The following is a 22,688-nucleotide window of genomic DNA, read 5'->3' on the forward strand; positions in this document are numbered from 1 at the left end:
GAATGGTCAGCACGATAATAATAGCATTTCTTCAAAAAAACTGTACTTTTAAATTTAATTTATCTTAGAGGCTTTGGAGCGGAAGACGTCCGCCCGCAGCGGAAATCCATTACTTTTAAACAACCACAATTTATGAGAAAACAGCATTGCGAAAAGAACGTATTACAATGAAACGATAGAGAGGAGGGTTCCCCCATGCTGGATAAATTCAGGACTGACAGGTTTAGCTGGATATTGCTTATAGGAATCATCATGCTCCTGTTTGAAATGTCCTTTTATGATGGGGGAGTTGTATTCTTTCTGATTATCACTTTTGGCTGCATATACGCAGGGAGAAAAAGACTTCCGAGTTCATCAGGAAAAGCTCTGTTTTGGTTTGGAATCATCGGGCTTTCGCTTACGATCCTTAATACCATGGCGTTCCGTTTCTTTTTACTGGCACTCTTAGTGATGGTGATCCTTAAATTTGCAGAGTCCAAGAAAAAACCGGACAGGGTTGAGCCGGAGATCAAACAGACATTTAATGATGGAGAAGCACCTGTTTATATTAAGAAGTCGACTATGCAGAACGTGTGGTTCGGCCGCCAGCAGACGCCCGGACACGTCTATGAATGGAACGATATCAATATCCAGGGTGGAATCGGCGATACTGTCATTGATCTTGGAAATACTGTATTGCCTAAAGGAACCTCTGTCATTTCGGTGCGCCATATTCTTGGGAATATTGTGATCATGGTGCCATATGATATAGAAGTCAGCGTGCATCATAATGGGCTTGCGGGTGCTGTCAGCATTTTTGATAGTGTTGAACCGAAATCATTCAACCAGTCCATTTACTACCAGTCCAGCGATTATGACACAGCTCCTCAGAAAGTCAAAATCATTACTGCTCTGGCTGTCGGCGATCTAGAGGTGAAAAGGATATGAGTATTCTTAAACGCCAGGTTCTCCACAGCCTAATCCTTTCATTCGTCCTGCTGATTGTATTTATAGTCATATTTACATTTATTTTTCCTCTTCCCGATTGGCAGTTTTTTATCAGAAAAGAAATCATGGATATTCCATTGATTGTATATATACCATTCCTCACCATTCTAATCGGCATGTCGGGCGGTGCCTGGGCAGCCCTGCCTTTAAGAAGGAAACTAAATGAGATCCAGTCCGGGGTGATGGATATTGAACATGGCCGTCTTCTGGATTCTCATAAAATGTTCAACATAACGGAACTGACCGGGGTATGGAGCGGCATGGTAAACGTTCAGGAGCAAATCAACCGCAGGACAAAGCAATCGCAGAAGCTTGTTAATGAAAAAGCGGAGGAACAGGAAAAGCGCATCCAGGAAATTGTTTCTCAAGAAAGAAACCGGCTTGCCAGGGAACTTCACGATTCGGTGAGCCAGCAGTTGTTCGCAGCTTCCATGATGATGTCGGCCATCAATGAATCCAAAACCGGAGAAGAGAGCCCCATAGAGACAAAACAGCTGAAAATTGTGGAAGAAATGATTCACCAATCGCAGCTGGAGATGAGAGCCTTATTGCTGCACCTTCGACCGGTCGCCTTAAAAGGCAAGACACTGAAAGAAGGAATTCATGAACTGTTGGTGGAACTATCTAATAAGGTACCGATGGAAGTGGAATGGAAGGTAGAGGAAATCGCTTTGGACAAAGGGATTGAAGACCACCTTTTCAGGATACTGCAGGAATCCGTTTCAAATACTCTGCGGCATTCCAAAGCATCCTCCTTGGAAGTCCTCCTGATTAAAAGAGATTCCCTCGTGATCTTGAGGGTAATGGATGATGGGATCGGATTTGACAGTGAGAAAGAGAAGACAGGTTCTTATGGATTGCAAAATATGCAGGAACGCGCTTTGGAAATCGGCGGTTCATTTAAGATCGTCAGTGTGCCAAGCAAGGGAACAAGGCTCGAAGTAAAAGTTCCAATGGTGGAAACAGAGGGTGATGAAGAATGATTAGAGTATTGTTTGTAGATGATCATGAAATGGTAAGGATCGGGGTGTCGTCCTATCTGACCGCCCAACCGGACATCGAGGTTGTGGCAGAAGCGGACGACGGCAGTACAGCCATTGATCTTGCACTGAAGCACAAACCGGATATCATCTTGATGGATCTCGTGATGAAGGAAATGGACGGCATCGAGGCAACCCGCCAAATCATAGACAAATGGCCGGAGGCGAAAATCATCATTGTCACCAGCTTCCTGGATGATGATAAGGTGTACCCCGCATTGGAAGCAGGCGCAACAAGTTACATGCTGAAAACCTCCAAGGCAAGTGAAATAGCGGATGCTGTCCGGGCGACCTACCAAGGCCAGACAGTCCTTGAGCCGGAAGTGACGGGGAAAATGATGCTGAAAATGAGAGGCCGGAACACTTCGCAGCCCCATGAAGAGTTAACCAACCGTGAAATGGAAATCCTGCTGCTGATTGCCGAAGGAAAAACGAATCAGGAAATTGCCGATGAGTTGTTTATTGCCTTAAAAACGGTCAAAACCCACGTGAGCAACATTCTCGGGAAACTGAATGTTGCTGATCGGACTCAGGCGGTCATTTATGCATTCAAGCATGCGTTAGTTGAATAAAATTAGAAGAAGGCTGACTCAATTAAGGGATTCTGATGAGTCAGCCTTTTTCGGTTGCCGGAATAAAAGGAAAGATTAACTGGTTCTGTTTTTGAGTGTAAAATTAAAAATTACACATCAAAAGGATTGTCAAATCGCATTGATTTTGATCCTCCTTTTTCTTGATTTAACGGTATTCTTGCTGGTGAAACCGTCAAGTTTGTTAAACGAAATGTACCCTTTGTGAAACAATTTCCTAAAAACTTTCAATCTCAATATAAATCTAAAGGTGAGTAGTTGATTATAAAAATCTAGCAATAATTTGATTGGAATGGAAGGTGCGTGACTTCCTGCGGGACTAGCGTGACAGGTGAGACCCCGCAGGCGAATCTAGCTTCAGCGGCCAGCGACTAGCAGATTTCGGTCTCTCTCCTTGCTAATCTAGCTGCAAGGCCCCAACGGCTAGCGTACTTCCCTGCCTCCTCCTTGCGATAAGTCAACATCAACTCACTGTGTTCGTTGTGTTTCCTTTATCTCATGCGGAGTCAGTCCAGTTCGTACGCCGCTGAGCAGGGCCTTTCCACTTTATATAGATAAGTCATCATCGAATCGCTGTCGCTCTTCGTGATTCCTTTATCTCATACGAGAGCCCTAAAATCTGTACGTCGCTGAACGGCCGCTTCCGCTTTTTATGAAGCCGAGGAGGCTCACCGCACGCCCCGCGGAGTCACGCACTTGGAGTGGAAACCAATAGACATTGTTTTTGGGTGCGATTCAAGCATTTCTTTACCTGTCGGGGTTGACCAGGGCGCTTCCACTTTTGTGTCTACCCGCTCTTCTGTTCTTCTTTGTTCCATTTTTTCTTCTTCATGATGAAAGCAGCAATCGCAATCAGTGCGACGAGAAGAAGGGAGATGAAGAAGCCGAGGCGTATTCTTTTTCCATGACCGTGCCGCTGACGGCAGCCAGAAGCAGGACCATTCCAAAGATGCCCAAAACTTTACTCCACATTTTATTTTCTAGAATTTTCAGCCCTGAGAGAATGATGAAAGCCCAGTTATATAGAATCAGTATCCCTGCCGCTGTGGTGATGTATTCATAGATCTTTCCTGGTACAAGCAAGGCGGTGATGACAGAAAGCAATAGTCCTGCTGCAGCTAAACCAAGAGAAGGAAGCGGGAGTTTCTTGAATTTTTCCAGCTTCTTTGAGAAAAGCTTCGGGGCATCTCCGTCCTTTGCCATGGTAACAAGCAGGTTGGTTACCCCAAATAGAGCAGCCGTCATGGTCGAAAACCCGGCAATGATGATGGCACCGTTGAAGACATGAGGAAAGAACTTCAGATTGGATCCATTCAAGGCCGTCACGAACGGGCTTTCATCAGGGGTGAATTTATCATAGGATACCAATAATACGGCAAGCCCAAGAGAAATCACATAGATGACAAGCAGGAGAAGAAGCATGATTTTCCCAGCTTTTGGGGCATCCTCCTTGTTTTTCAGCTGCATCGCCATTAAACCAATGACTTCAATTCCTCCATAAGCGTAGAAGGCATAGATGAGGGAAGACCAAAATCCCTTGAATCCCTCCGGAAACAATTTCCCAGCGGAGGAAGGGAAGGCTGGCCTGCCGCCTCCTCCATTAATCCAGCCAAACAGTACAGCAGCTGCCAGAATGATGAACATGATAATTGCTGCGGTTTTTATGACGGCCAGTATATCTTCGACTTTATCAAAACCTTTCGTACCGAGAAGAACGACAAAAATAGACAAGATGGCATACCCTGCAGCAAACACCCATAAAGGGACCTTCTCGAACCAGAATTGTGAGAGAAGCGAAAGGGCCATCAACTGGCTTCCCATAATCAAGATATTGGATGACCAATAATTCCACCCGCAGCTGAATCCCGCCCATTTTCCATAAGCTTTATTGGCGTAATAACAGAATGATCCTTCCTGGGGGTCTTCAGCTGTCATTTTGGCCAGCAGGTTAAAAACGATATAAGTTCCAACGGCAGCTAAGATAAATGCAAACACGATTGATGGGCCTGTATGCTTGATCCCGATACTCGACCCCAGAAAATATCCGGTCCCGATTGTGCAGCCCACTCCCATCAGGGACAGCTGCCACCATTTTAAATCCCCTTTGCCGGAACCGCCGCTATTGCTTTGTCCTCCGGTACCAGTTCCAGTTCCGCATCCAGCACTGCTCATAAATATCCTCCTCCACATTACTCGAACAAATCCTCATCCCCTAGGATGCACGTAAGAGATAGTTTATATATAAGGAAAATTCATCCGGTAATGGACTGGGGCGCAGCTGTATTGAACGAATACAAACCTAAAACAGTGGGTTGAAAGTTAATGAACAAGTGACAGATATTTCCGAAGTGTGTGATAATAATAATGGAGGTGGAAACATGAGAACAGTACAGAAGAAGACAGTAATGCACAGTTATCCGGGAATGGTAGCAATGGTGACAGTGTCACATAATGGAGAAGATAATATTATGGCAGCAGGCTGGCATTCTTATATTTCCTATGAGCCGCCGATTTACGGAGTGGCTATAGGGAGAGAAAGACATACATATGGATTAATTAAGGCAGCAGGTGAGTTTGCCATCAATTTCCTTCCGGCTGAATATGCCGAGTTCATTCAACAATCTGGCGTTTATTCAGGCAGTGATGTAAATAAGTTTGATATAGGGAAAATGGAATTTGAAAGAGGAAGGTCCACAAAGGCACCTATTTTGAAAGATGCTTATGCAGCGTATGAGTGCAATACCATTGATGTTAATTCTTATGGAGATCATGACTGGTTTGCAGCGGATATTACCACGTTTTACCGTGATGATGAGCTTTTTGACGAAAAGGGGCTGCCGGACTTCAGGAGGTTGTCCATTCCGTTATATTTAGGAAGATCTTTATACGCGGTTATGGATGAGACAGTCAAGATAGAGGACTGCGTGGTAAAAAAGAACAAGTAAAAGCCGGGTCAACAGGTGAGCCGGCTTGATTTACTCCATTCCAGGAGCTTTTTTAATTTCCAGATAGAGAATGAATGCAGTGACAGCATGTGCGGCAATCCGTACGTAAGGAAAGAAATTTGTAAAGGAAGCAATAACCCCAAAAGCACTGCCGAGAACAGGTTGATTTTCCGATTTTGAAACCATTAAGACACAAGCATGCCAAACAGCGATGAAGCAAAGATAAAAAGGCATCAGTTCAGAAGCGACACTCCCGAAAATCGGAAGAGCAAGAAGGGCTTCTATAGAGAAAGACAGCCATTTAATACGCGAAAGCAAATCAACCACCTCCTTCACACTACAATATGCCGGAAGCAGGAAAGAGGTGTATCGAAAATGAATAAAGAGGTAAGTGACTTATTGGATCAATATACTGATTCCCTGAAGGCATGGCTCCCACCGGAACTAATTGCTGGAAGTTTTCTGTATGGCTCCCTTGCGCTTGGTGCCTATGAAGAAGGACGAAGTGATATCGATTTCCTGACTGTACTTTCCAGGGACGTAACGGAGGGGGAATCGAAAACCATCCAATCAATTCACGATGATCTTCGTAATCATCCTTTGGGGAAGAAGATGGACGGAATGTATATTACAGAATCTGATCTTGGAAAGCGAAACAGCGAAATCGCCCCCTATCTGTTCTGTCAGGAAGGTGAAATCAAAAGGGGGCATTGGGATATCAATGCCGTCACTTGGTTTATCTTGAAATGCAAAGGAATCCCACTTGTTGGGGAACATGCTGTTTTACAGTATCAAATTGGGTGGGATGAGGTTCGTAAAGAAATGGAATATAACATCAACGGCTATTGGAAGAGCAAGCTTAACAAGCAATATCTGTTTTTAACCGATGAATGGGTGGAATTTGCGGTGTGCACGGTCGCCCGAATTTTGGTTACCCTCGAGCGGGAAGATATTGTGTCAAAGAGTGAAGGGCTGCTCAGTGCCGGTGAGTTAGTCAGCACGCGCTGGAGTCCGCTTTTTCATGAAGCAGTAAATCTAAGAATGGGGAAAAGTGGAACGTCGAGAATGCGCAGGTCCATTAAGACCAACCAATTTTTGAAAGAAATGATATCGGTGTGCAATGAAAGGTATTTTTCTGGGTAAATAAGAAGAGTACCCAGCCTTAATATGAACTCTAGCCGGCAGATGAAGAGCAAGTTTGCTCAATAGTGCCCCGAGATAGGAGCGGAAAAATGAAACCAAGAATTATGAAGAAAGAAGGATTCAAGGCACTTGGTTTGAAATGGCAAGGCAAATTTGAAGAGGCTTCTCAAGGAGGCATCCAAAAGCTGTTCCTTGAGCTGAGAGAAGTAACCGATGGAATTGAAAATAAGGCAGAGCCAGGGATTGTTAAGGGGCTGTCTTATCACAACCTCACTGGAGGCTTCACCTATTATTTGTGCCAGGAAGTAAACGACATCGGAGAAATCCGGTATGGCCTTGAAATTATTGAAGTGCCTGCTTATACGTATGCCGTCCTGGAACATAAGGGAGCTGAAGTCATGAATTCCTACGGTGTGCTTTATCAGTGGATAGAAGAGCAGGGGTATAGTTTGAATCAGCAAATCCTGCAGCATCTTGAAGAATACCCTGCTGATTACCATCCCTATGAAGACGAACCGAATCTCCTCATCCATATACCAGTTGAAGCCTAAAAAAGAATCCCGCGGGATTCTTTTTTAGGCTTGTTTATGATACTTTTGCTGCTGATCGCTAAGAGATACCTAATGTTAATTGGACAAAGATTTGTTTACTGTACTTGAAGACCATTCTGCTGGATGATCTCCTCAACTTCTCTACGGGAGATTTGTTCACTATTATAAGTGATTTTCACTTCGCCGTCTTCCGTATCTATCAGGGCCCTTTCAATCCCCTCCAGGCTTAATAAGGAGTTTTCTAATTCCTGTATAGTCGCACGGTCAGTCGCTTCTTTTACACGTAACGTCATTTCATCCATAAATCATACTCCTTTATTAATTGATTTTCTCATTATATATACCCTGAATTCGTTGAAGTATGTGGGTAAATGGGTTGCGGCGAGGCGATTGTTGCTTCCGGGAAGATCCCAGGTTTTTTGTCTTTTCGGGGTGAGCAGCGCTTTGTTTGCTTACCAGGATTCCTTAGGTGAATTGTGGCGTTATCTTTCCAAATTCATAAATAAAAGCATCCAGGATTGGATGCTTTTAAAGTGCACTTTATTATTCAGAGAGTTCATATCCTGAAGTGACCAAATCCAATTTTCCTGTGGAAGGATCGATGACTAATCCATGCACGGGAACCTCTTCATGCATTAAAGGATGGTTTCGGATCATTTTTACGCTGTGTGCTACGCTTTCTTCCACACTTGAAAAACCGGTAAGCCATTCATCCAGGTTAATTCCGGCATATTCCAGTGTATCAAAGGTCTCTTCACCTATGCCTCTTTCCCGCATGCTTGATTTGACCTTGTCGGCATTTAGGCCAGCCATTCCACAGTCGTGGTGTCCGATGACCAGCACTTCATCAGCTTGAAGTTCGTAAACGGCCAGCAATAAACTTCTCATGATACTTCCGAATGGATGAGAAACAACCGCACCTGCATTGCGTACGATTTTTACATCGCCGTTTTTCATATTGATTGATTTGGTAACAAGTTCAACCAGTCTGGTATCCATGCATGTCAGGATGACAAGTCTTTTGTCTGGAAACTTTGTCGTGATGTAAGACTCATACTTTTTCTCAGAAACAAATTTGGTATTGAATGAAAGAATGTCGTTTAAAAGAGACATAGGTTACCTCCGCTATAAATCAATGTGATTTTTTATTATTCTTAAGCGTTTCTTCTATTCTCATGCAATGTTTCACCAAGTGCTTTTTATCCGGACCCAGGTCTTTTAACTGAGCTTGCAGCAGATGAAGCTGTTGAATGGCCGCCTCGATATCATTTTCCTGTTTGCGGATCTGGCCCGCTGCAGAATCAAGGTGAAAGGAACTCGGATGCAGCTGCTTTTGAAGTGCTTGTTCTTGGTTGGGGTTCCACAGCTGTTTTTGGATTGTGTCGAGTTTTTTTGAAATGTCAGAATAGTTAGCGGCTTTGCTGATGACGGCCACAAAGTACTTCTGCTGCATTTCAGCGAATTGAAAATGTACATCATATAATTCTGGCATACCTGGTTTTTCCTTGGATTTAAGATTGATCTCAATCAACCCTTCGGAATGACGGTGAAAGAACTTAGAGAATTTTGTGGCGCTTTCCTCTTCAATCATATCAAGAAAACTTGATCCCTGCATCAGCTTTGATCCTTTGGAAGAGGCTTCCACAATATTTAAGTGTGCATCCAAGATGAAAAACGGGATAGGGATATAATATAATTCTTCCATCATGCATCACCTTCAGACAAGACAGGCTGGGATTTGCTCATGCCTTTTAAGGCGAATGATTCAATATCTCTAAGATCGCGGCATAAATGAACATTGCTTATTCCGAAATCCTTAAGATTATAAAGGGATACAACACGTCCTCCAACCAGGATATCTATATTTTTTCCCAGTTCTGAAATCTGAGTTAAACAATCTTTCAATTTAGGCAGAAGAGGAGAAAGTGCAATAGAGATTCCGATAGCATCGGGTTCCCACTTATCGATGGTTTTGATGACTTCTTCAGTTGGGACGCTTGAACCCAGGAATTTGACATTCCATTTACTTTCTCTGAACACGTCAGAAACCATCTTTAAACCCAGGGAATGCTGTTCGCCTTCAAGGCAGAACAAAAGAATGGAAGGAGATTTCTTTAACTGCCCTGGATGGACAATCTGATATCTTAACTGTGTCATGAGGTAGTCAATGCTTGCTGTTGCGAGATGTTCTTCCGCTACGGTGATTTTATTTTTTCCCAAAGACTGCCCACGCTTTCCATGACAGGCTTCAAGAGCTTTTCATAAAATTCTATTGTTGAAAGGGACAATCCCCGGTTTTCCTGGTGCCACTTATGGATTTCAGGGAGGTCGCCGGCAATCGCCATTTCTGTTAGCATTCTTACTTGTTTTTGCAAAGAGGGGACACTCCATTATTATTTGACATAAATATTTTAGATGAATTTGCCTATTACTCTTATTCTAGTACTTAATGCTGTAAAAGAAAAGCAAGAGACCATAACTGGTGTACATTACTAGTAGTGAAATTGAAGATGGTTAATTCATAAAAAAGAGGCTGGGACAAAACCTTATAAAAAGCTCTTTTCAAAAGAATGTGTCTGAGTATAAAGAAAGGATTTCCGCTCCAGGTGCACGACTCCGTGGGGCGGGCGCTGAGCCTCCTCGGCTTCATAAAAAGCGGAAACGGCCGTTCAGCACCGTACGGATTGTAGGGCTCCTGCATGAGATAAAGGAATCACGAAGAGCGAAAGCGATTCGATGTTCATTTCCTTGTGAGTAAGAATAAACTCTAAACTAAAATAGATTAATCACCGAAAAAGTCCAGGACCCGACTTTTTCTTATAACCACTTTAAAGCTAGTGAGGAAATGAACTAGATGACTTATCGCAAGGAAGGAGACCGAAATCCGCTAGGTGCTGGCCGCTGGAGCTAGATTTGCCTGCGGGGTTACGTTCCAGTGGGTACGTAACCTTGGTCTCACCTGTCATCAAAAGTGGAAGCGCCTTGGTCAGCCCCGACAGGCAAATGTTCCTCAGAGAAAAAAAGGCGGTCTTTCCTTTTATTCTCTGAGGGTTGTTTGACCCCGAGGGGCTAGGCTCTGGAACTAGACGACCGCTAGTCCCGCAGGAGGTCGCACACCTTCCGCTCCAATCCGCCTACGATCAGGAACTGGCGGATAACCTAATCTAAAAAATAACATCTTTAAGGTAAGAGCCTAATAACAAAAATGAACCGCATGAGATCAAGTATATAACCTTGATCTCATGCGGTTTTATTTTCGATGATTTCTACTTGCATCAATTAGTTTTCTACTTTTGTCCCAGCCTCTTTAAATTGATATTCTATTAGTTTTCATTCTCACTGGAAAGTGCTGGCTTTAATTTGTTGATAGTTTTCTTGATAGGATTGGTTTTTTTGTTAGAATACCCTCGTTCCAGATAGCCTGCATATTTTTTGTTCCAATGTTTCAATGCGTAGACAATCAGAAGTACAGCAGCAGTCACTATGCCGATAATGATCGGCCAGAAACCGGCTGAGACAATTCCATCACTGTAAGCCAGGCCAATGGGCGAGAAGATCACATAAACAACTGCTACAGAAGCGAGAAGGGAGATCGACATCGGTAAGGCATATTTCCATGGAGTCATAGCGACTTTGGAGTCTGCCTGGTAGTGATAAGCCTTTTCAAGCGGCTTCAACCTTCCAATTACAATCATCATCAATACTTCAATCGTAAAGAGTATGCCATAGATATGAATAAAGTTTATGCCAAGTTCAAATCCAAATAACTGGTTGGTTCCCCATACGAGCATATAATAAGTAATCACATGGAAAATGATGACCGTTTTGGCTGCAAGTGAAGGAATGCGTTTTGAAAGAACCCCTACAAGCAGGATGACGACGATTGGAATATTAAAGAATCCGGTGAATCGTCTGATAAGGTCCCATAGTCCTTCTGTGGCATTCATCAGCATCGGTGAAATCGACATCGAAATGATTGCCAGCAATATACCGAACTTCTTACTCACTGAAATCAACTGCTGGTCATTCGCCTCTTTATTAAAGTGAGGCTTATAGATATCAAGAGCGAACAGTGTTGCAGCACTGTTAAGAAGAGAGTTGAAAGAACTGAGAACGGCTCCCAAAAGAACTGCCAGGAAGAACCCGGTCAAGTAGCTTGGAAGAATATTGGCTATCAATGTAGGATAAGCCAAGTCAACGGATCTTAATGAATCACCATAGAGATGGAAAGCTATGACACCTGGAATCATCATCATAAATGGAACGAGAAGCTTATAGAATCCAGAGAAAATCACACCTTTCTGACCCTCGGCCAAATTCTTTGCCCCCAATGTCCGCTGGATGACATATTGATTCGTTGCCCAATAGAACAGATTGGCAAAGATCATGCCTGTAAAAATTGTTGAAAAGGGAACAGAATCCTCGCTAGAACCAATCGAATTCAATTTTTCCGGATTGGTTGTGGCAATCTCCTTCATTCCGCCGATTAAGTTTCCTTCACCAAGTGCAAAGAAACCAAGGACCGGCACGAGTACGCCAATGATAAGCAGTCCAATTCCATTTATCGTATCGGAAACGGCTACAGCCTTTAATCCTCCAAAAATAGCATAGACAGCTCCGATAATCCCAATCACCCAGATAACAAGCCACACGGATTGTGAATAGCTGATGCCAAGAAGTTCAGGAACATCAAATAGTTTTAATACCGCAAGCGCGCCTGAGTAAAGCATGGAAGGAATTGTGACAAATACATATCCAAGCATGAAGAGGATGACCGTATACTTCCTTACCCCTTCATCATATCGCTGGCTCAGGAACTCCGGCAGCGTTGTAAAGCTTCTTCCAAGATATTTCGGCAAAAGATAAATCGCCATTATTATAATTGCAAAAGCTGCTGTTACCTCCCAAGCCATATTGGTAAGATTAGTACGGAACGCCTGTCCGTTTAACCCTACCAGCTGTTCAGCAGACAAGTTTGTCAGCAGGAGAGAACCGGCAATGAACGTACCAGTCAGTCCTCGTCCGGCTAGAAAATAACCATCAGAATCATTTACAGAACCTTTAGTCTTTATGTATGAAATCCATGCAACAAGCCCCATGAAGAACAAACAAGAGATAATGGTGAATGTTAACCCACTAAACATGAGCGTCTACCTCCAATTTGATAATATCGTAGAATAATATATATCCATATTATAAGAAGTTGAAACCTGCTAAGATAAGATGTCTGAAAATAAAAATAATTATGTTGTAATTGTAATCGCTTTCTGTTTTGTTTGTTGACATTCTGGGCATGCTGCCATACTATAGAAAGATGTTAATTAAATAGTTTCCTATCGCAGGAGAGGTTCATAGCCCAAACCCTCTATAAAAAACTATGGATGAGACTTACTTTTGTAACCATATCCATGCCGGATATGGTTTTTTTATGCTTCTCATCATAAATTTTTGGCTGTGGATCCTCAAAATAGGTAATTTAAGGGAGGATTATAATATGTCTGGAAGAAAAGATGAACAACTTCAAGATGTGACATTATTAGGAAATCAAGGAACGGATTATTTATTTGAGTACGCACCCCAAGTTCTGGAAACTTTTGATAATCAGCATCCAAATAGAGATTATTTTGTAAAGTTCAACTGCCCTGAATTCACAAGTCTCTGTCCGAAAACAAGGCAGCCTGATTTCGCCACCATTTACATCAGCTATATCCCTGATATTAAAATGGTGGAGAGTAAATCGTTAAAGCTGTACTTATTCAGCTTCCGCAACCATGGTGACTTCCATGAAGACTGCATGAATATTATCATGAACGACTTGATAGAATTGATGGATCCCCGCTATATCGAAGTGTGGGGCAAGTTCACCCCTAGAGGCGGCATCTCCATCGATCCATATTGCAACTATGGAAAACCCGGTACCAAATTTGAAAAGATGGCCGATTACCGCATGATGAATCATGATCTGTATCCGGAAACCATCGATAACCGTTAAGGGGGTTAGGTTAAGCCATGCTGATCTATCTCAACTCTCTTTTTGTCGGGCTTCTGATTCTTTCCAATATATTAGCGGTTAAACTCTTCAGCCTTGGTGACTGGGCTGTCCTTCCCGCAGCGGTGATCGTTTATGTATTCACCTATCCAATTACGGATGTTATTGGTGAAGTATACGGAAAAGACGCTGCACGTGCGACGGTAAGAGCCGGACTGCTGACACAGGTCTTTGCACTTGTCTTCATAGCGGCGGCCATCCATCTGCCGTCGGCGCCATTCTTTGAAATGCAGACAGAATTTGAATCCATTTTGAATGGAAGTTTCCGCATCACACTGGCAAGCTTGATTTCATATTTTGTCAGTCAAAACCTGGATGTCTCGGTTTTTCACAAGCTGAAAGCCATGCATGGAACTGAAAAACTGTGGCTGCGCAATAATTCATCAACTTTGTTGAGCCAGCTCGCGGATACCACTCTCTTTATTACAATCGCATTCTTCGGCACGATGCCGCTGACAGCGCTTCTTGCCTTGATAGGTACACAATATTTATTCAAGCTGGTTGTTGCTGTAGTCGATACCCCGCTGGTTTACCTTCTTGTAAGGTTCGCCCGCAAGGAAAAGGACAGTGGAGTCGGATTGGCTGGATAATCTCTTGGAAACCATCCTGATTGGGTGGTTTTTTTGTGTGGATTTCATTTGGGAAGATACTTTATTAGGAAGAAAGGGATGAATTTTTTGGATGAGGATTTATGAGGACAATTCGGGTGAAAAAGGGGATTCTATGTCTTTAATGGAAATTGTGATCGAGACCAAGAAACTATAAAACGTGCCAGGCGTTCCTAGTGGAGGTTTGTGAGCGCAATATACATATATACGAGCGATTTAACCCTACCTGCAAAGTTCGAAAGAATGTTCTGCACAACAGTGAATTTCCAGTGTAAACCTTTGCAATTTTTTCAATAATTAAACCTTATTCAAACCCCTTTACAAAGGTATTTATGACCTATATAATCCCGTTGTTAATGAAAATATTAAATAACTATTTTATATAAAAGGAGGTTGCAGTGATGCGAAAAAAGCTGATATCGTTTTTCCTGATGAATCTTGGCGCTTTTTTTGTTGCGGTGAATGTCCACTTCTTTCTTTCACCAAATAATTTGGCAACAGGAGGAGTCAGCGGTTTATCTATTTTGCTAAATTCAGTGATGCCGGGCATGTCCATTGGTATGTTCATGATTCTGGTTAACATTGTTCTATTCATCGTCGGTATAATATTCCTTGGTTTCAGTTTTGGAGCTAAAACGGTCTATGCCAGTTTTGCTCTGTCAGGTTATGTTTGGCTGTTAGAAGCGGCTGTACCTTTGCAAGGGCCTATGAGCGAAGACATTCTTATACAGTTGATTATCGGCCAATGCATCGCTGCAACCGGTATGGCTCTTGTATTTAATCAGAAAGCCTCAACCGGCGGAACGGATATCATTGCCATGATCCTGAACAAATATTTCAATATAGAAATTGGCCGTGCTGTCCTTTTCTCTGATTTGGCCATCGCGCTGTCGTCTACTTTCCTGTTTGGTACGCAGGTTGGAATGTACGCATTCTTTGGAGTCATCCTGAATGGCCTGGTCATCGATTATACTCTTCAGCAATTCAATACGAACAAAGAAGTAGTTATCATCAGCAAGGAAAGTGATGAAATCCGCACCTATATTGTAAAAGAACTTGGAAAGGGTGCTACAATCCATACAGCCAAGGGAGCTTTTACATCGGACAGCAAAGAAGTCATCACCACCATCCTTGGTCGAAAGGACTTCTCCAAACTGAAAGGCTTTATTACGGAAGTGGACAATACAGCATTCATTACGGTGCATAATATGAATGAAATACTCGGCCAGAACTTTAAACGGCTGGTGTAAACAAGGGATTCGCTCTAAAAGGGCGAATCTTTTTTTAGGCTCTTTTCGTAGACTTTTTGGCTATTTAATACTAATTCCCGAAAAAAACCTTAATTCCCCAAAAAAACCCAGTTAACATGAAAAGAAAAGAGCTGATCACTCCGGTTAGAGGATAAATACATAGTACCCGGGGGGAAATCCGGCTTTTGGAATTATTCCGAAAGCAACAATGTATACAATAATTGCTTTTATTATATCTAGTAAAAGGAGCGGGTTGAATGTCAGAGGTGAAAATAGGGTTTCTGCATGAGAACGAAATCGAAGTGGTATCGATGGATTTGGAATCCCATGGTATTTATAGAAATGCTGAGTATTTGGAGGACTGTATTCGCGAGGTGGAGGAAGGAAAGCGAGTCATATTTCTCGCAAAGACGGAAGAAAAGACTGTGGGCATGAGTCATTTATTATTAACATCAAGGCATCCTGAACTCAGGAGTGAAAATATACCGGAAATCAATGATTTGATTGTGGGGCCGGACCAACGAGGCAGAGGGATAGGTGCAAAGCTGCTGGCCGCACAGGAGGAGTATGCTAAAGAGCAGGGCTTCCAGAGTATCGGTTTATGTGTAGGGTTATACAGTGATTACGGTCCAGCGCAGCGGCTGTATTTGCAAAGAGGATACATCCCTGATGGAAGGGGAGTAGTTTATGATTACCGGATGGTTGAACCAGGGGAAATGGTAAGGCTTGATGATGAACTCACTCTTTGCTTAATAAAATGTTTGAAGTAATTAGCTCTTTTCTAAAAGATTGTTGCTTTTGAATGCTATTTTATCTTCCTTCGTCTTTTACATAGAGGGATTGAAGCGGAAGGCGTGCGACCTCCTGCGGGACTAGCGGGACAGGTAAGACCCCGCAGGCGCAGCCGAGGAGGCCAATCTAGCTCCAGCGGCCAGCGACTAGCAGATTTCGGTCTCTCTCCTTGCGATAAGTCATCATCAACTCACTTTGTTCGTTGTGATTCCTTTATCTCATACGAGAGCCCTACAATCTGTACGCCGCTAAGCGGGACCTCTCCACTTTATAAGATAAGTCAACATCAACTCACTGTGTTCGTTGTGTTTCCTTTATCTCATGCGGAGTCAGTCCAGTCCGTACGCCGCTGAGCGGGGCCTTTCCACTTTATATAGATAAGTCATCATCGAATCGCTTCCGCTCTTCGTGATTCCTTTATCTCATACGAGAGCCCTAAAATCTGTACGTCGCTTAACGGCCGCCTCCGCTTTTTAATTCACCGCCCGCCCCGCGGAGTCGGGCGCTTGGAGTGGAAATCCATTACTTTAAAACAGCCAAATAATTTGAGAAAACCCTTGAATAAAGTTTTTGAAAAATTGTATACTATTAATATAACTAGGAATTTAAGGAGGTGTGTATTGAGATGAAAAGTTCTGTCGGGTTGCACGGTCAATTTTTAGAATATATCTACATTTGTCGTGCGATTTTTCATGGTTTTGCTTTCAACGGGATACGTATGCCCATTTTTAGCAACTCCATATGAAACAGAACGGTAAGAGGTCTCAATACCCACACTTTTATAGAAAACGGGGGGAGAGCGCGTCACGCTTTCCTTTTTTATGCCCGAATTTCAAAAGCCATGGTATAAGGTCTTTCTTATACATGGCTTTTTTATATTTATTGAAAATATAAAATCCACCACTGTGGGTAACTTTTGACTATAGACAACCATGTTCAGCCCCTTAAGGTAAAGAATAAAAGAAAAACTTTTTCTCTTTCGGAGCCAGTCGGGACTGAGCCGCACGCTTTAGCTCTATAGCCAAAATCCTCTTACTCATTAAAAAATATGAGGAAGAAAGGATAGATGAAAATGATAATGTGCAGTATTCAACAGATCAGTAAAATGTTCGGAGGAAATCTGGTTTTTGAAAATTTATCTTTTGAAGTGCACGAAGGAGATAGAATCGGCTTTGTCGGCCGAAATGGCACCGGTAAGACGACTGTCTTCAAATTGATAGCAGGTGTCGAACAGCCTGATACAGGTGAAATTCATTTTAAAAAAGGGGCAAGAATCGGTTATTTATCACAGATTCCGCATTATGAGGACACCGTTACCGGTAAAGATGTACTGAAATCAGCGTTTAGTGAACTACTGAAAATAGAAGTCCGGTTGAAGGAATTGGAAGGGAAGATGGGAACAGAGCAGGATTCTGAGAAACTACAACGACTGCTTGAAGAGTATGGACCACTACAGGACGCATTCACCCTGGGAGGCGGTTATGAAATAGAATCGGAAATAGCGAAAGTCGCAAATGGCCTTGAAATCACAGGCCTGCTTCAGAAACCATTCAATGCCCTCAGCGGCGGAGAACAAACCAAAGTATGTCTTGGGCTCATCCTTTTGAAAAAGCCTGATTTGCTGCTGCTGGATGAACCAACAAACCATCTGGATATCGGAGCGGTAGAATGGCTGGAGGGTTTTTTGAAAGAATACAGTGGATCTGTGATTGTGATATCGCATGATCGATATTTCCTTGATGAAACCATTAATAAAGTAATAGACCTTGAGGATGGAGAAGTCCGCCTTTATCACGCAAACTATTCCCAATTTGTTAAGGAAAAAGAGGAAAGACTGCTGCTTGAATTTCAGCAATACCAAGAGCAACAGAAGAAAATCAAGAAAATGAGAGAAGCGATCAAGAGGCTGAGGGAATGGGCCAATCAGGCGAGCCCTCCCAATGCCGATCTTCATAGAAGAGCAAGGAATATGGAACGTGCTCTTGAAAGAATGGAAAAATTGAAACGTCCGGTATTAGATAGAAAGAAAATGGGGTTGGAATTTGAAAACGGTGACCGCAGCGGAAAAGTGGTTTTCACTATGAAAGAAGCTGGAAAGTCGTTCAGCGGCAAGCCTCTCTTTAAAAATGCTTCTCTCGATGTCCATTTTAAAGACCGCACCAGTATCGTCGGGAAAAATGGAACTGGTAAATCCACCATTATAAAGATGCTGCTGGGGGAATTGAAACAGGATGAAGGGGAAGTAAAGCTGGGAAGCAATGTCCGAACAGGCTATCTTTCGCAGCACTTCACGGTAGCTGATCCCAATATGAGGTTGATTGATGCCTTTAGGGACGAAGTGACGGTTACAGAGGGAGAAGCACGGCATATCCTGGCAGGGTTCCTGTTTTATGGGGGAGCTGTCTTCAGAAAGGTCGGCCAGCTGAGCGGCGGTGAAAAGATGCGACTTCGTCTGGCACAGTTGATGCATCAGGATATCAACTTTCTTGTATTGGATGAACCGACAAACCATCTCGATATCGATTCCCGTGAAGTTCTGGAAGATGCGCTGGAAAGCTTTAATGGAACCATCCTGGCGGTATCTCATGACAGGTATTTTCTAAATAAGTTGTTCGAAAAAACATATTGGATTCACAACCATAAACTGCATTTCTTTCCGGGAAGCTACTCTTATGCCAAGGAAAAGCTGAGTGAAATCACTGTCGAGGAAGAACCTGTTTCTATATCAAAAGAAGTAACCGGCAGGGAGAAACAAGTTAAAAAGGAAAAAGAAAAGCCTTCTGTTTCACTGGATGCCCTGGAAGAAGAACTGCTAGTCATCGAGGCTGAGATTACAACTATCGACCAGCAGCTCTCGAAAGAAACGGACCTTGAAATTCTCCAAGTGCTTTATGCTGAAAAGGAGCTAAAAGAAAAAGAACGGGACGATAAATACTCCCTGCTTGAACAGCTGCTGTAAAGGATGGGCTTTCTAGCTGACCTAACTGAAAGGTATCCGAGCGAAAAGGTCACCAAGGGAGCTTTTAAAGCCCATATAATTTCTTGAATAGGAAAAAGGTGTCTCATGGCGGCATTCATAGACTACTCCGTTCAGCTTATGTCATCATATGCCCCTGAAGACCCAATCAATACAAAAATGAATGAATGTGCTCTGAGATCTTCCTGCAAGTTTTAGATTTCTTCCTTGAGGGAATAACCAATAAAAAGAACGGGAGGTTTGCCATCATGGAAGAAATCCGCGGAGGAAACAGGGAAGAAAGCCTGGATGAGATACATGAAACCTTAGTAGACGGGTTACAAAGGGAGCTTCATCCCGATGAAAACAAGCTTGTCACTGAATGGACAGCGACGTTCAATCAGGAAGAAAGAGCGACAATCATCAATATGCTGAAAGAACTGCTCAATAAGCATAAACGACATGATTAATTGGACGGAAGAACGGCCGACAAAAGGCCGTTCTTTTTTATTTAATCTTTTTTAAAGATAACATGTGTTGTTACTTTTAGAAAAATTCCAAGAGCCGGATACTAGGTTTTCGAAAGTCTGTTTTCGCAAAGATTCTGGCTGTATAACAGGAATCGATTTCCGCTCCAGTCACGCGACTCCGCGGGGCGGGCGTTGAGCCTCCTCGGCTTTGCCTGCGGGGTCTCACCTGTCCCGCTAATCCCGCAGGAGGTCGCGCGCCTTCCGCTCCAATCTTTCAACGAAAAAGGAAGAGGAGGTTAAAATAGCATTTAAAAGCAACAATCTCCTAGAAAAGAGCCTTTCGAAAAGAGCTTTGGAAATGATTCATAAGCAGACGCCATGCTCAAACCCCCTTCTTTTCTGCAGTTTTCAATCACCTGATATATCGAAGTTCATAGAGTTGTCATGATCGGACGAGTTTCGTTTTTCGGGAATAAATTCATACATGGTATAATCACGGTAGCAACCAGCTGCGAAAGGAAGTTTAAGTTGGCTAATTTAATTGAAGAAGCTATCGAATTTATACAAATATGTTATAGAGAATTGGGTAAATCCGAGGAATCGATTAATCAGCGGATCGGCCAAGTTCAAACTGAAATAGAAACCACTGGGACCTATACCCACTCTTACGAAGAAATCGAGCACGGTGCTAAGATGGCTTGGAGAAACAGCAACCGTTGTATCGGCAGACTTTTTTGGGACACTATGCATGTTAGGGATGCACGAGATGCATCTACTGAAGAAGAGATTTTTGCAGAATTGGAAGAGCATCTTAAATTTGCCTCTAACGGCGGGAGAATCAGGCCAACCATCACTATTTTTCGTCCTTCGCTGCCAGGAAAACCGGATATCAGGATTTGGAATCATCAGCTGATCCGTTATGCGGGATACAAAACTGAATTTGGGATTGCCGGAGATCCTGACTCTCTGGAGTTTACCGCAAAGTGTGAGGAACTTGGCTGGAGGGGGAGCGGATCGCATTTTGATGTACTGCCATGGGTTGTTGGAATCGGGGGAAATACACCCCGATGGAAACAAGTGAATCAGGATCATCTTCTGGAAGTAACCGTAATCCATCCTGAATACAGCTGGTTTGAAGATCTCGGGCTGAAGTGGTATGGAGTGCCAATCATATCGGATATGAAACTGGAAATCGGCGGAATTTCTTATAAAGCGGCTCCTTTTAATGGGTGGTATATGGAGACGGAGATCGGGGCAAGAAATCTTGCCGATGAGAACCGCTATGATATGCTGCCCAAAGTAGGCAGCTGTATGGGCCTCGACACTTCAAGAGCCTCGACTTTTTGGAAGGATAAAGCATTGATCGAATTGAATGCTGCCGTCTTTCATTCTTTTAAAAAAGCGGGAGTCAGCATTGTCGACCATCATACCGCAGCCCAGCAATTCAAGCTGTTTGAAAATAAAGAGGAGCAATGCGGAAGGGAATTGACTGGAGACTGGACCTGGCTGATTCCGCCCATCTCACCGGCAGCGACTCATATCTTCCATAAAAGCTATAATAATGAATGGAAATCACCGAATTATTTTTATCAAGAAAAACCTTACAGTTGAGTACGGTATTCTTGATGAAAGCTTTTTCTGGTAATCAGAAAGTAACGAAACCAGTACCTGAACTCATCAAAAAGCGGCTGGTGGTCATGGAAAGAGAAGTTTTCAAAGAAATCTTCCAGATCTTCGGTGCTTGATTCATCCATTAGCCCTGTGACGAAAAGCGGGTATCTGAAGCGTTTGTAAAGATTGCTGTATCCATAAAAATCAAATAGATCTTCCATTTGGGATTCAGTCATGACAATCACCCTTTCCGTATATTGGTACTAGTATGAACATCAGGAAGGGGCCCGATTCCTGTTAAAAATAAAAAATGGGTGGAAGTACAAGCACGGAAGGAATATTTTCATACTATGTACTATGAAGAACCTCCTTTCATCTTCATACCCCGGCTGCTGAACGCTGCGCAGCCGGGTTTTCATTTGGCAGCAACTATATATAGAATTCTGATATAAAAAAGCCCTGAAAATCAACTTCGATTTTCAAGGCTTTTTGCTCATTATTTCGCCATCTTTTGAAGTTTATGGATGACTGATAGTGAACGGCCTGTTCCGATAGCTACAGATTCCAGCGGATTTGGAGCAAGGTGAACAGGTACCACTATTTCTTCAGACAGCCATTCCTGCATTCCGCCAAGAAGAGCTCCTCCTCCTGTCAGGATGACACCGCGATCCACAATATCTCCGCTCAGTTCAGGAGGGCAGTTTTCCAAAGTAGCCCGGATGGTTTCCAGAACATGAAGAAGAGATTCTTTCAGTGCTTCCTGAATTTCATTAGAGTCAAGCGTGATCGTTTTAGGAAGTCCTGTCACAAGATCGCGTCCGCGGATATCCATGGTCATTCTCTCATGAGGAATCAGTGCGTGGCCGATTTCCATCTTGACTTGTTCGGCAGTACGTTCCCCAATTAACAGATTGTATCTCTTGCGGACATGCTGGATAATGTCATCATCCATCTGGTCGCCGCCGATTCGAATCGTATTACAGGATACAACTCCTCCATAGGAGATGATGCCGACTTCGGTTGTTCCACCGCCGATATCGACAATTACGTTCGCTACAGGCTCATCGACTGGAAGGTCAGCGCCGATTGCAGCTGCTACCGGTTCTTCAATCAAAGTCACGGACTTGGCGCCGCTTCCTTTAACCGCATCCTGGATGGCTCTTTTTTCGACAGACGTTGCACCTGAAGGAGTACAGACGACTACACTTGGTTTTCTGATGGATAGTCCAAGCTGCTTTCCTGCTTTTTTCATGATTTGTTTCAGCATTTCAGTTGTCACATCAAAATCAGCAATGACCCCGTCCTTCAATGGTCTGACTGCGACAATCTTGCCTGGTGTTTTTCCAATCATGCTCTTTGCTTCAGTACCCACCGCGAGCACAGTTTTTGTTTCCGTATCAATGGCAACAACGGAAGGTTCATTGAATATAATTCCTTTATTTTTACTGTATACCAGAATATTGGCAGTACCTAAATCAATCCCGATTTCTGAATTTGAAAGCATAATTATTCCTCCAACTTTTAGACATTCTTCTTATTTTCGTAATTTAGTAAACTAACTGTTTCTAAGTCTATCTTTATATCCTTCATAAATTATAGGAGATTTTTGACGGTTATTGTCACGGATAAATTTACCAAATAATGATTGTTACAGCCTGTTACAATAGGGTTTTCCTTTGAAAATCGTCCATATTCC

The 22,688-nt window shown here is 43.0% G+C and carries 23 protein-coding genes, 1 pseudogene and 1 riboswitch; of the genes and pseudogenes, 14 read left to right on the forward strand and 10 right to left on the reverse strand.

Annotated features, from left to right (window positions below; translation table 11 throughout):
* Positions 1-195: 195 nt before the first annotated feature.
* From liaF to B9Z54_RS17090, 3 genes are read left to right on the forward strand one after another with little or no spacing between them, the layout of a single operon-like run.
* Complete coding sequence (gene liaF, locus B9Z54_RS17080) at positions 196-927, forward strand: cell wall-active antibiotics response protein LiaF (RefSeq protein ID WP_113929618.1); 732 nt, start codon at positions 196-198, stop codon at positions 925-927.
* Complete coding sequence (locus B9Z54_RS17085) at positions 924-1,970, forward strand: sensor histidine kinase (RefSeq protein ID WP_113929619.1); 1,047 nt, start codon at positions 924-926, stop codon at positions 1,968-1,970. The genes liaF and B9Z54_RS17085 overlap by 4 nt, the downstream gene beginning before the upstream one ends.
* A complete protein-coding gene (locus tag B9Z54_RS17090) occupies positions 1,967-2,599 on the forward strand; it encodes a response regulator transcription factor (protein WP_113929620.1) in 633 nt (210 codons plus the stop codon). The genes B9Z54_RS17085 and B9Z54_RS17090 overlap by 4 nt, the downstream gene beginning before the upstream one ends.
* Positions 2,600-3,404: 805 nt before the next feature.
* On the opposite strand, the pseudogene B9Z54_RS17095 reads toward B9Z54_RS17090, so the two are convergent.
* Positions 3,405-4,789 (reverse strand): annotated as a pseudogene (locus B9Z54_RS17095) (amino acid permease).
* A 206-nt stretch (positions 4,790-4,995) separates the two neighbouring features.
* Between B9Z54_RS17095 and B9Z54_RS17100 the strand changes: the two are divergent.
* Complete coding sequence (locus B9Z54_RS17100; protein ID WP_113929622.1) at positions 4,996-5,562, forward strand: flavin reductase family protein; 567 nt, start codon at positions 4,996-4,998, stop codon at positions 5,560-5,562.
* Between the two features lie 30 nt (positions 5,563-5,592).
* Here the strand turns inward: B9Z54_RS17100 and B9Z54_RS24975 are convergent, their stop codons facing one another.
* On the reverse strand, positions 5,593-5,880 hold the full coding sequence (locus B9Z54_RS24975; protein ID WP_162785274.1) for a hypothetical protein: 288 nt from the start codon (positions 5,878-5,880) through the stop codon (positions 5,593-5,595).
* Between the two features lie 57 nt (positions 5,881-5,937).
* On the opposite strand from B9Z54_RS24975, the gene B9Z54_RS17105 reads away from it, so the two are divergent.
* Both B9Z54_RS17105 and B9Z54_RS17110 read left to right on the forward strand, forming a co-directional pair.
* The gene (locus B9Z54_RS17105) at positions 5,938-6,705 is read left to right on the forward strand and encodes a nucleotidyltransferase domain-containing protein (protein ID WP_162785275.1); all 768 of its coding nucleotides are present in this window, start codon (positions 5,938-5,940) and stop codon (positions 6,703-6,705) included.
* A gap of 89 nt (positions 6,706-6,794) precedes the next feature.
* Positions 6,795-7,256: a GyrI-like domain-containing protein gene (locus B9Z54_RS17110; RefSeq protein WP_113929624.1), complete on the forward strand. Its 462-nt coding sequence runs from the start codon at positions 6,795-6,797 to the stop codon at positions 7,254-7,256.
* A 95-nt stretch (positions 7,257-7,351) separates the two neighbouring features.
* Here the strand turns inward: B9Z54_RS17110 and B9Z54_RS17115 are convergent, their stop codons facing one another.
* From B9Z54_RS17115 to B9Z54_RS17145, 6 genes are all read right to left on the reverse strand, one after another.
* A complete protein-coding gene (locus tag B9Z54_RS17115) occupies positions 7,352-7,558 on the reverse strand; it encodes a heavy-metal-associated domain-containing protein (RefSeq protein ID WP_113929625.1) in 207 nt (68 codons plus the stop codon).
* Positions 7,559-7,799: 241 nt separating this feature from the next.
* Positions 7,800-8,369, reverse strand: coding sequence for a beta-class carbonic anhydrase (locus B9Z54_RS17120; RefSeq protein WP_113929626.1), 570 nt, complete (start codon positions 8,367-8,369; stop codon positions 7,800-7,802).
* Between the two features lie 19 nt (positions 8,370-8,388).
* Positions 8,389-8,961, reverse strand: a complete 573-nt coding sequence (locus tag B9Z54_RS17125) for a hypothetical protein (RefSeq protein WP_113929627.1) — start codon at positions 8,959-8,961, stop codon at positions 8,389-8,391.
* On the reverse strand, positions 8,961-9,413 hold the full coding sequence (locus tag B9Z54_RS17130; protein WP_162785276.1) for a cobalamin B12-binding domain-containing protein: 453 nt from the start codon (positions 9,411-9,413) through the stop codon (positions 8,961-8,963). The genes B9Z54_RS17125 and B9Z54_RS17130 overlap by 1 nt, the downstream gene beginning before the upstream one ends.
* A 38-nt stretch (positions 9,414-9,451) precedes the next feature.
* Positions 9,452-9,631, reverse strand: a complete 180-nt coding sequence (locus B9Z54_RS17135; RefSeq protein WP_113929629.1) for a B12-binding domain-containing protein — start codon at positions 9,629-9,631, stop codon at positions 9,452-9,454.
* Between the two features lie 948 nt (positions 9,632-10,579).
* Entirely contained in the window at positions 10,580-12,400 is a 1,821-nt protein-coding gene (locus B9Z54_RS17145; RefSeq protein ID WP_113929630.1) for a solute:sodium symporter family transporter, read from the reverse strand.
* 194 nt (positions 12,401-12,594) lie between these two features.
* A riboswitch (PreQ1 riboswitch) is annotated at positions 12,595-12,641 on the forward strand.
* 109 nt (positions 12,642-12,750) lie between these two features.
* On the opposite strand from B9Z54_RS17145, the gene queF reads away from it, so the two are divergent.
* The 8 genes from queF (at position 12,751) to B9Z54_RS17180 (ending at position 20,992) form a co-directional block, all read left to right on the forward strand.
* Positions 12,751-13,248, forward strand: coding sequence for a preQ(1) synthase (queF, locus tag B9Z54_RS17150; protein ID WP_113929701.1), 498 nt, complete (start codon positions 12,751-12,753; stop codon positions 13,246-13,248).
* 17 nt (positions 13,249-13,265) lie between these two features.
* Positions 13,266-13,895, forward strand: coding sequence for a queuosine precursor transporter (locus B9Z54_RS17155; protein ID WP_113929631.1), 630 nt, complete (start codon positions 13,266-13,268; stop codon positions 13,893-13,895).
* 419 nt (positions 13,896-14,314) lie between these two features.
* Positions 14,315-15,163, forward strand: a complete 849-nt coding sequence (locus B9Z54_RS17160; RefSeq protein ID WP_113929632.1) for a YitT family protein — start codon at positions 14,315-14,317, stop codon at positions 15,161-15,163.
* A gap of 257 nt (positions 15,164-15,420) precedes the next feature.
* Entirely contained in the window at positions 15,421-15,933 is a 513-nt protein-coding gene (locus B9Z54_RS17165; RefSeq protein WP_113929633.1) for a GNAT family N-acetyltransferase, read from the forward strand.
* A 647-nt stretch (positions 15,934-16,580) separates the two neighbouring features.
* Complete coding sequence (locus B9Z54_RS26535; RefSeq protein ID WP_316247229.1) at positions 16,581-16,700, forward strand: RAxF-45 family protein; 120 nt, start codon at positions 16,581-16,583, stop codon at positions 16,698-16,700.
* Positions 16,701-17,027: 327 nt separating this feature from the next.
* Positions 17,028-18,914, forward strand: a complete 1,887-nt coding sequence (gene abc-f / locus B9Z54_RS17170; protein WP_113929702.1) for a ribosomal protection-like ABC-F family protein — start codon at positions 17,028-17,030, stop codon at positions 18,912-18,914.
* 266 nt (positions 18,915-19,180) lie between these two features.
* Complete coding sequence (locus tag B9Z54_RS17175; RefSeq protein ID WP_113929634.1) at positions 19,181-19,381, forward strand: hypothetical protein; 201 nt, start codon at positions 19,181-19,183, stop codon at positions 19,379-19,381.
* A gap of 528 nt (positions 19,382-19,909) precedes the next feature.
* Positions 19,910-20,992, forward strand: coding sequence for a nitric oxide synthase oxygenase (locus B9Z54_RS17180; RefSeq protein WP_240189990.1), 1,083 nt, complete (start codon positions 19,910-19,912; stop codon positions 20,990-20,992).
* Here the strand turns inward: B9Z54_RS17180 and B9Z54_RS17185 are convergent.
* Both B9Z54_RS17185 and mreBH read right to left on the reverse strand, forming a co-directional pair.
* The gene (locus B9Z54_RS17185; protein WP_113929636.1) at positions 20,983-21,228 is read right to left on the reverse strand and encodes a hypothetical protein; all 246 of its coding nucleotides are present in this window, start codon (positions 21,226-21,228) and stop codon (positions 20,983-20,985) included. The genes B9Z54_RS17180 and B9Z54_RS17185 overlap by 10 nt on opposite strands.
* Positions 21,229-21,488: 260 nt before the next feature.
* Entirely contained in the window at positions 21,489-22,496 is a 1,008-nt protein-coding gene (gene mreBH / locus B9Z54_RS17190) for a rod-share determining protein MreBH (RefSeq protein ID WP_113929637.1), read from the reverse strand.
* Between the last annotated feature and the right edge of the window lie 192 nt (positions 22,497-22,688).

The organism is Bacillus sp. P14.5 (genome assembly GCF_003316765.1).
In the GTDB taxonomy this organism is placed as follows: domain Bacteria; phylum Bacillota; class Bacilli; order Bacillales; family Bacillaceae_B; genus Rossellomorea.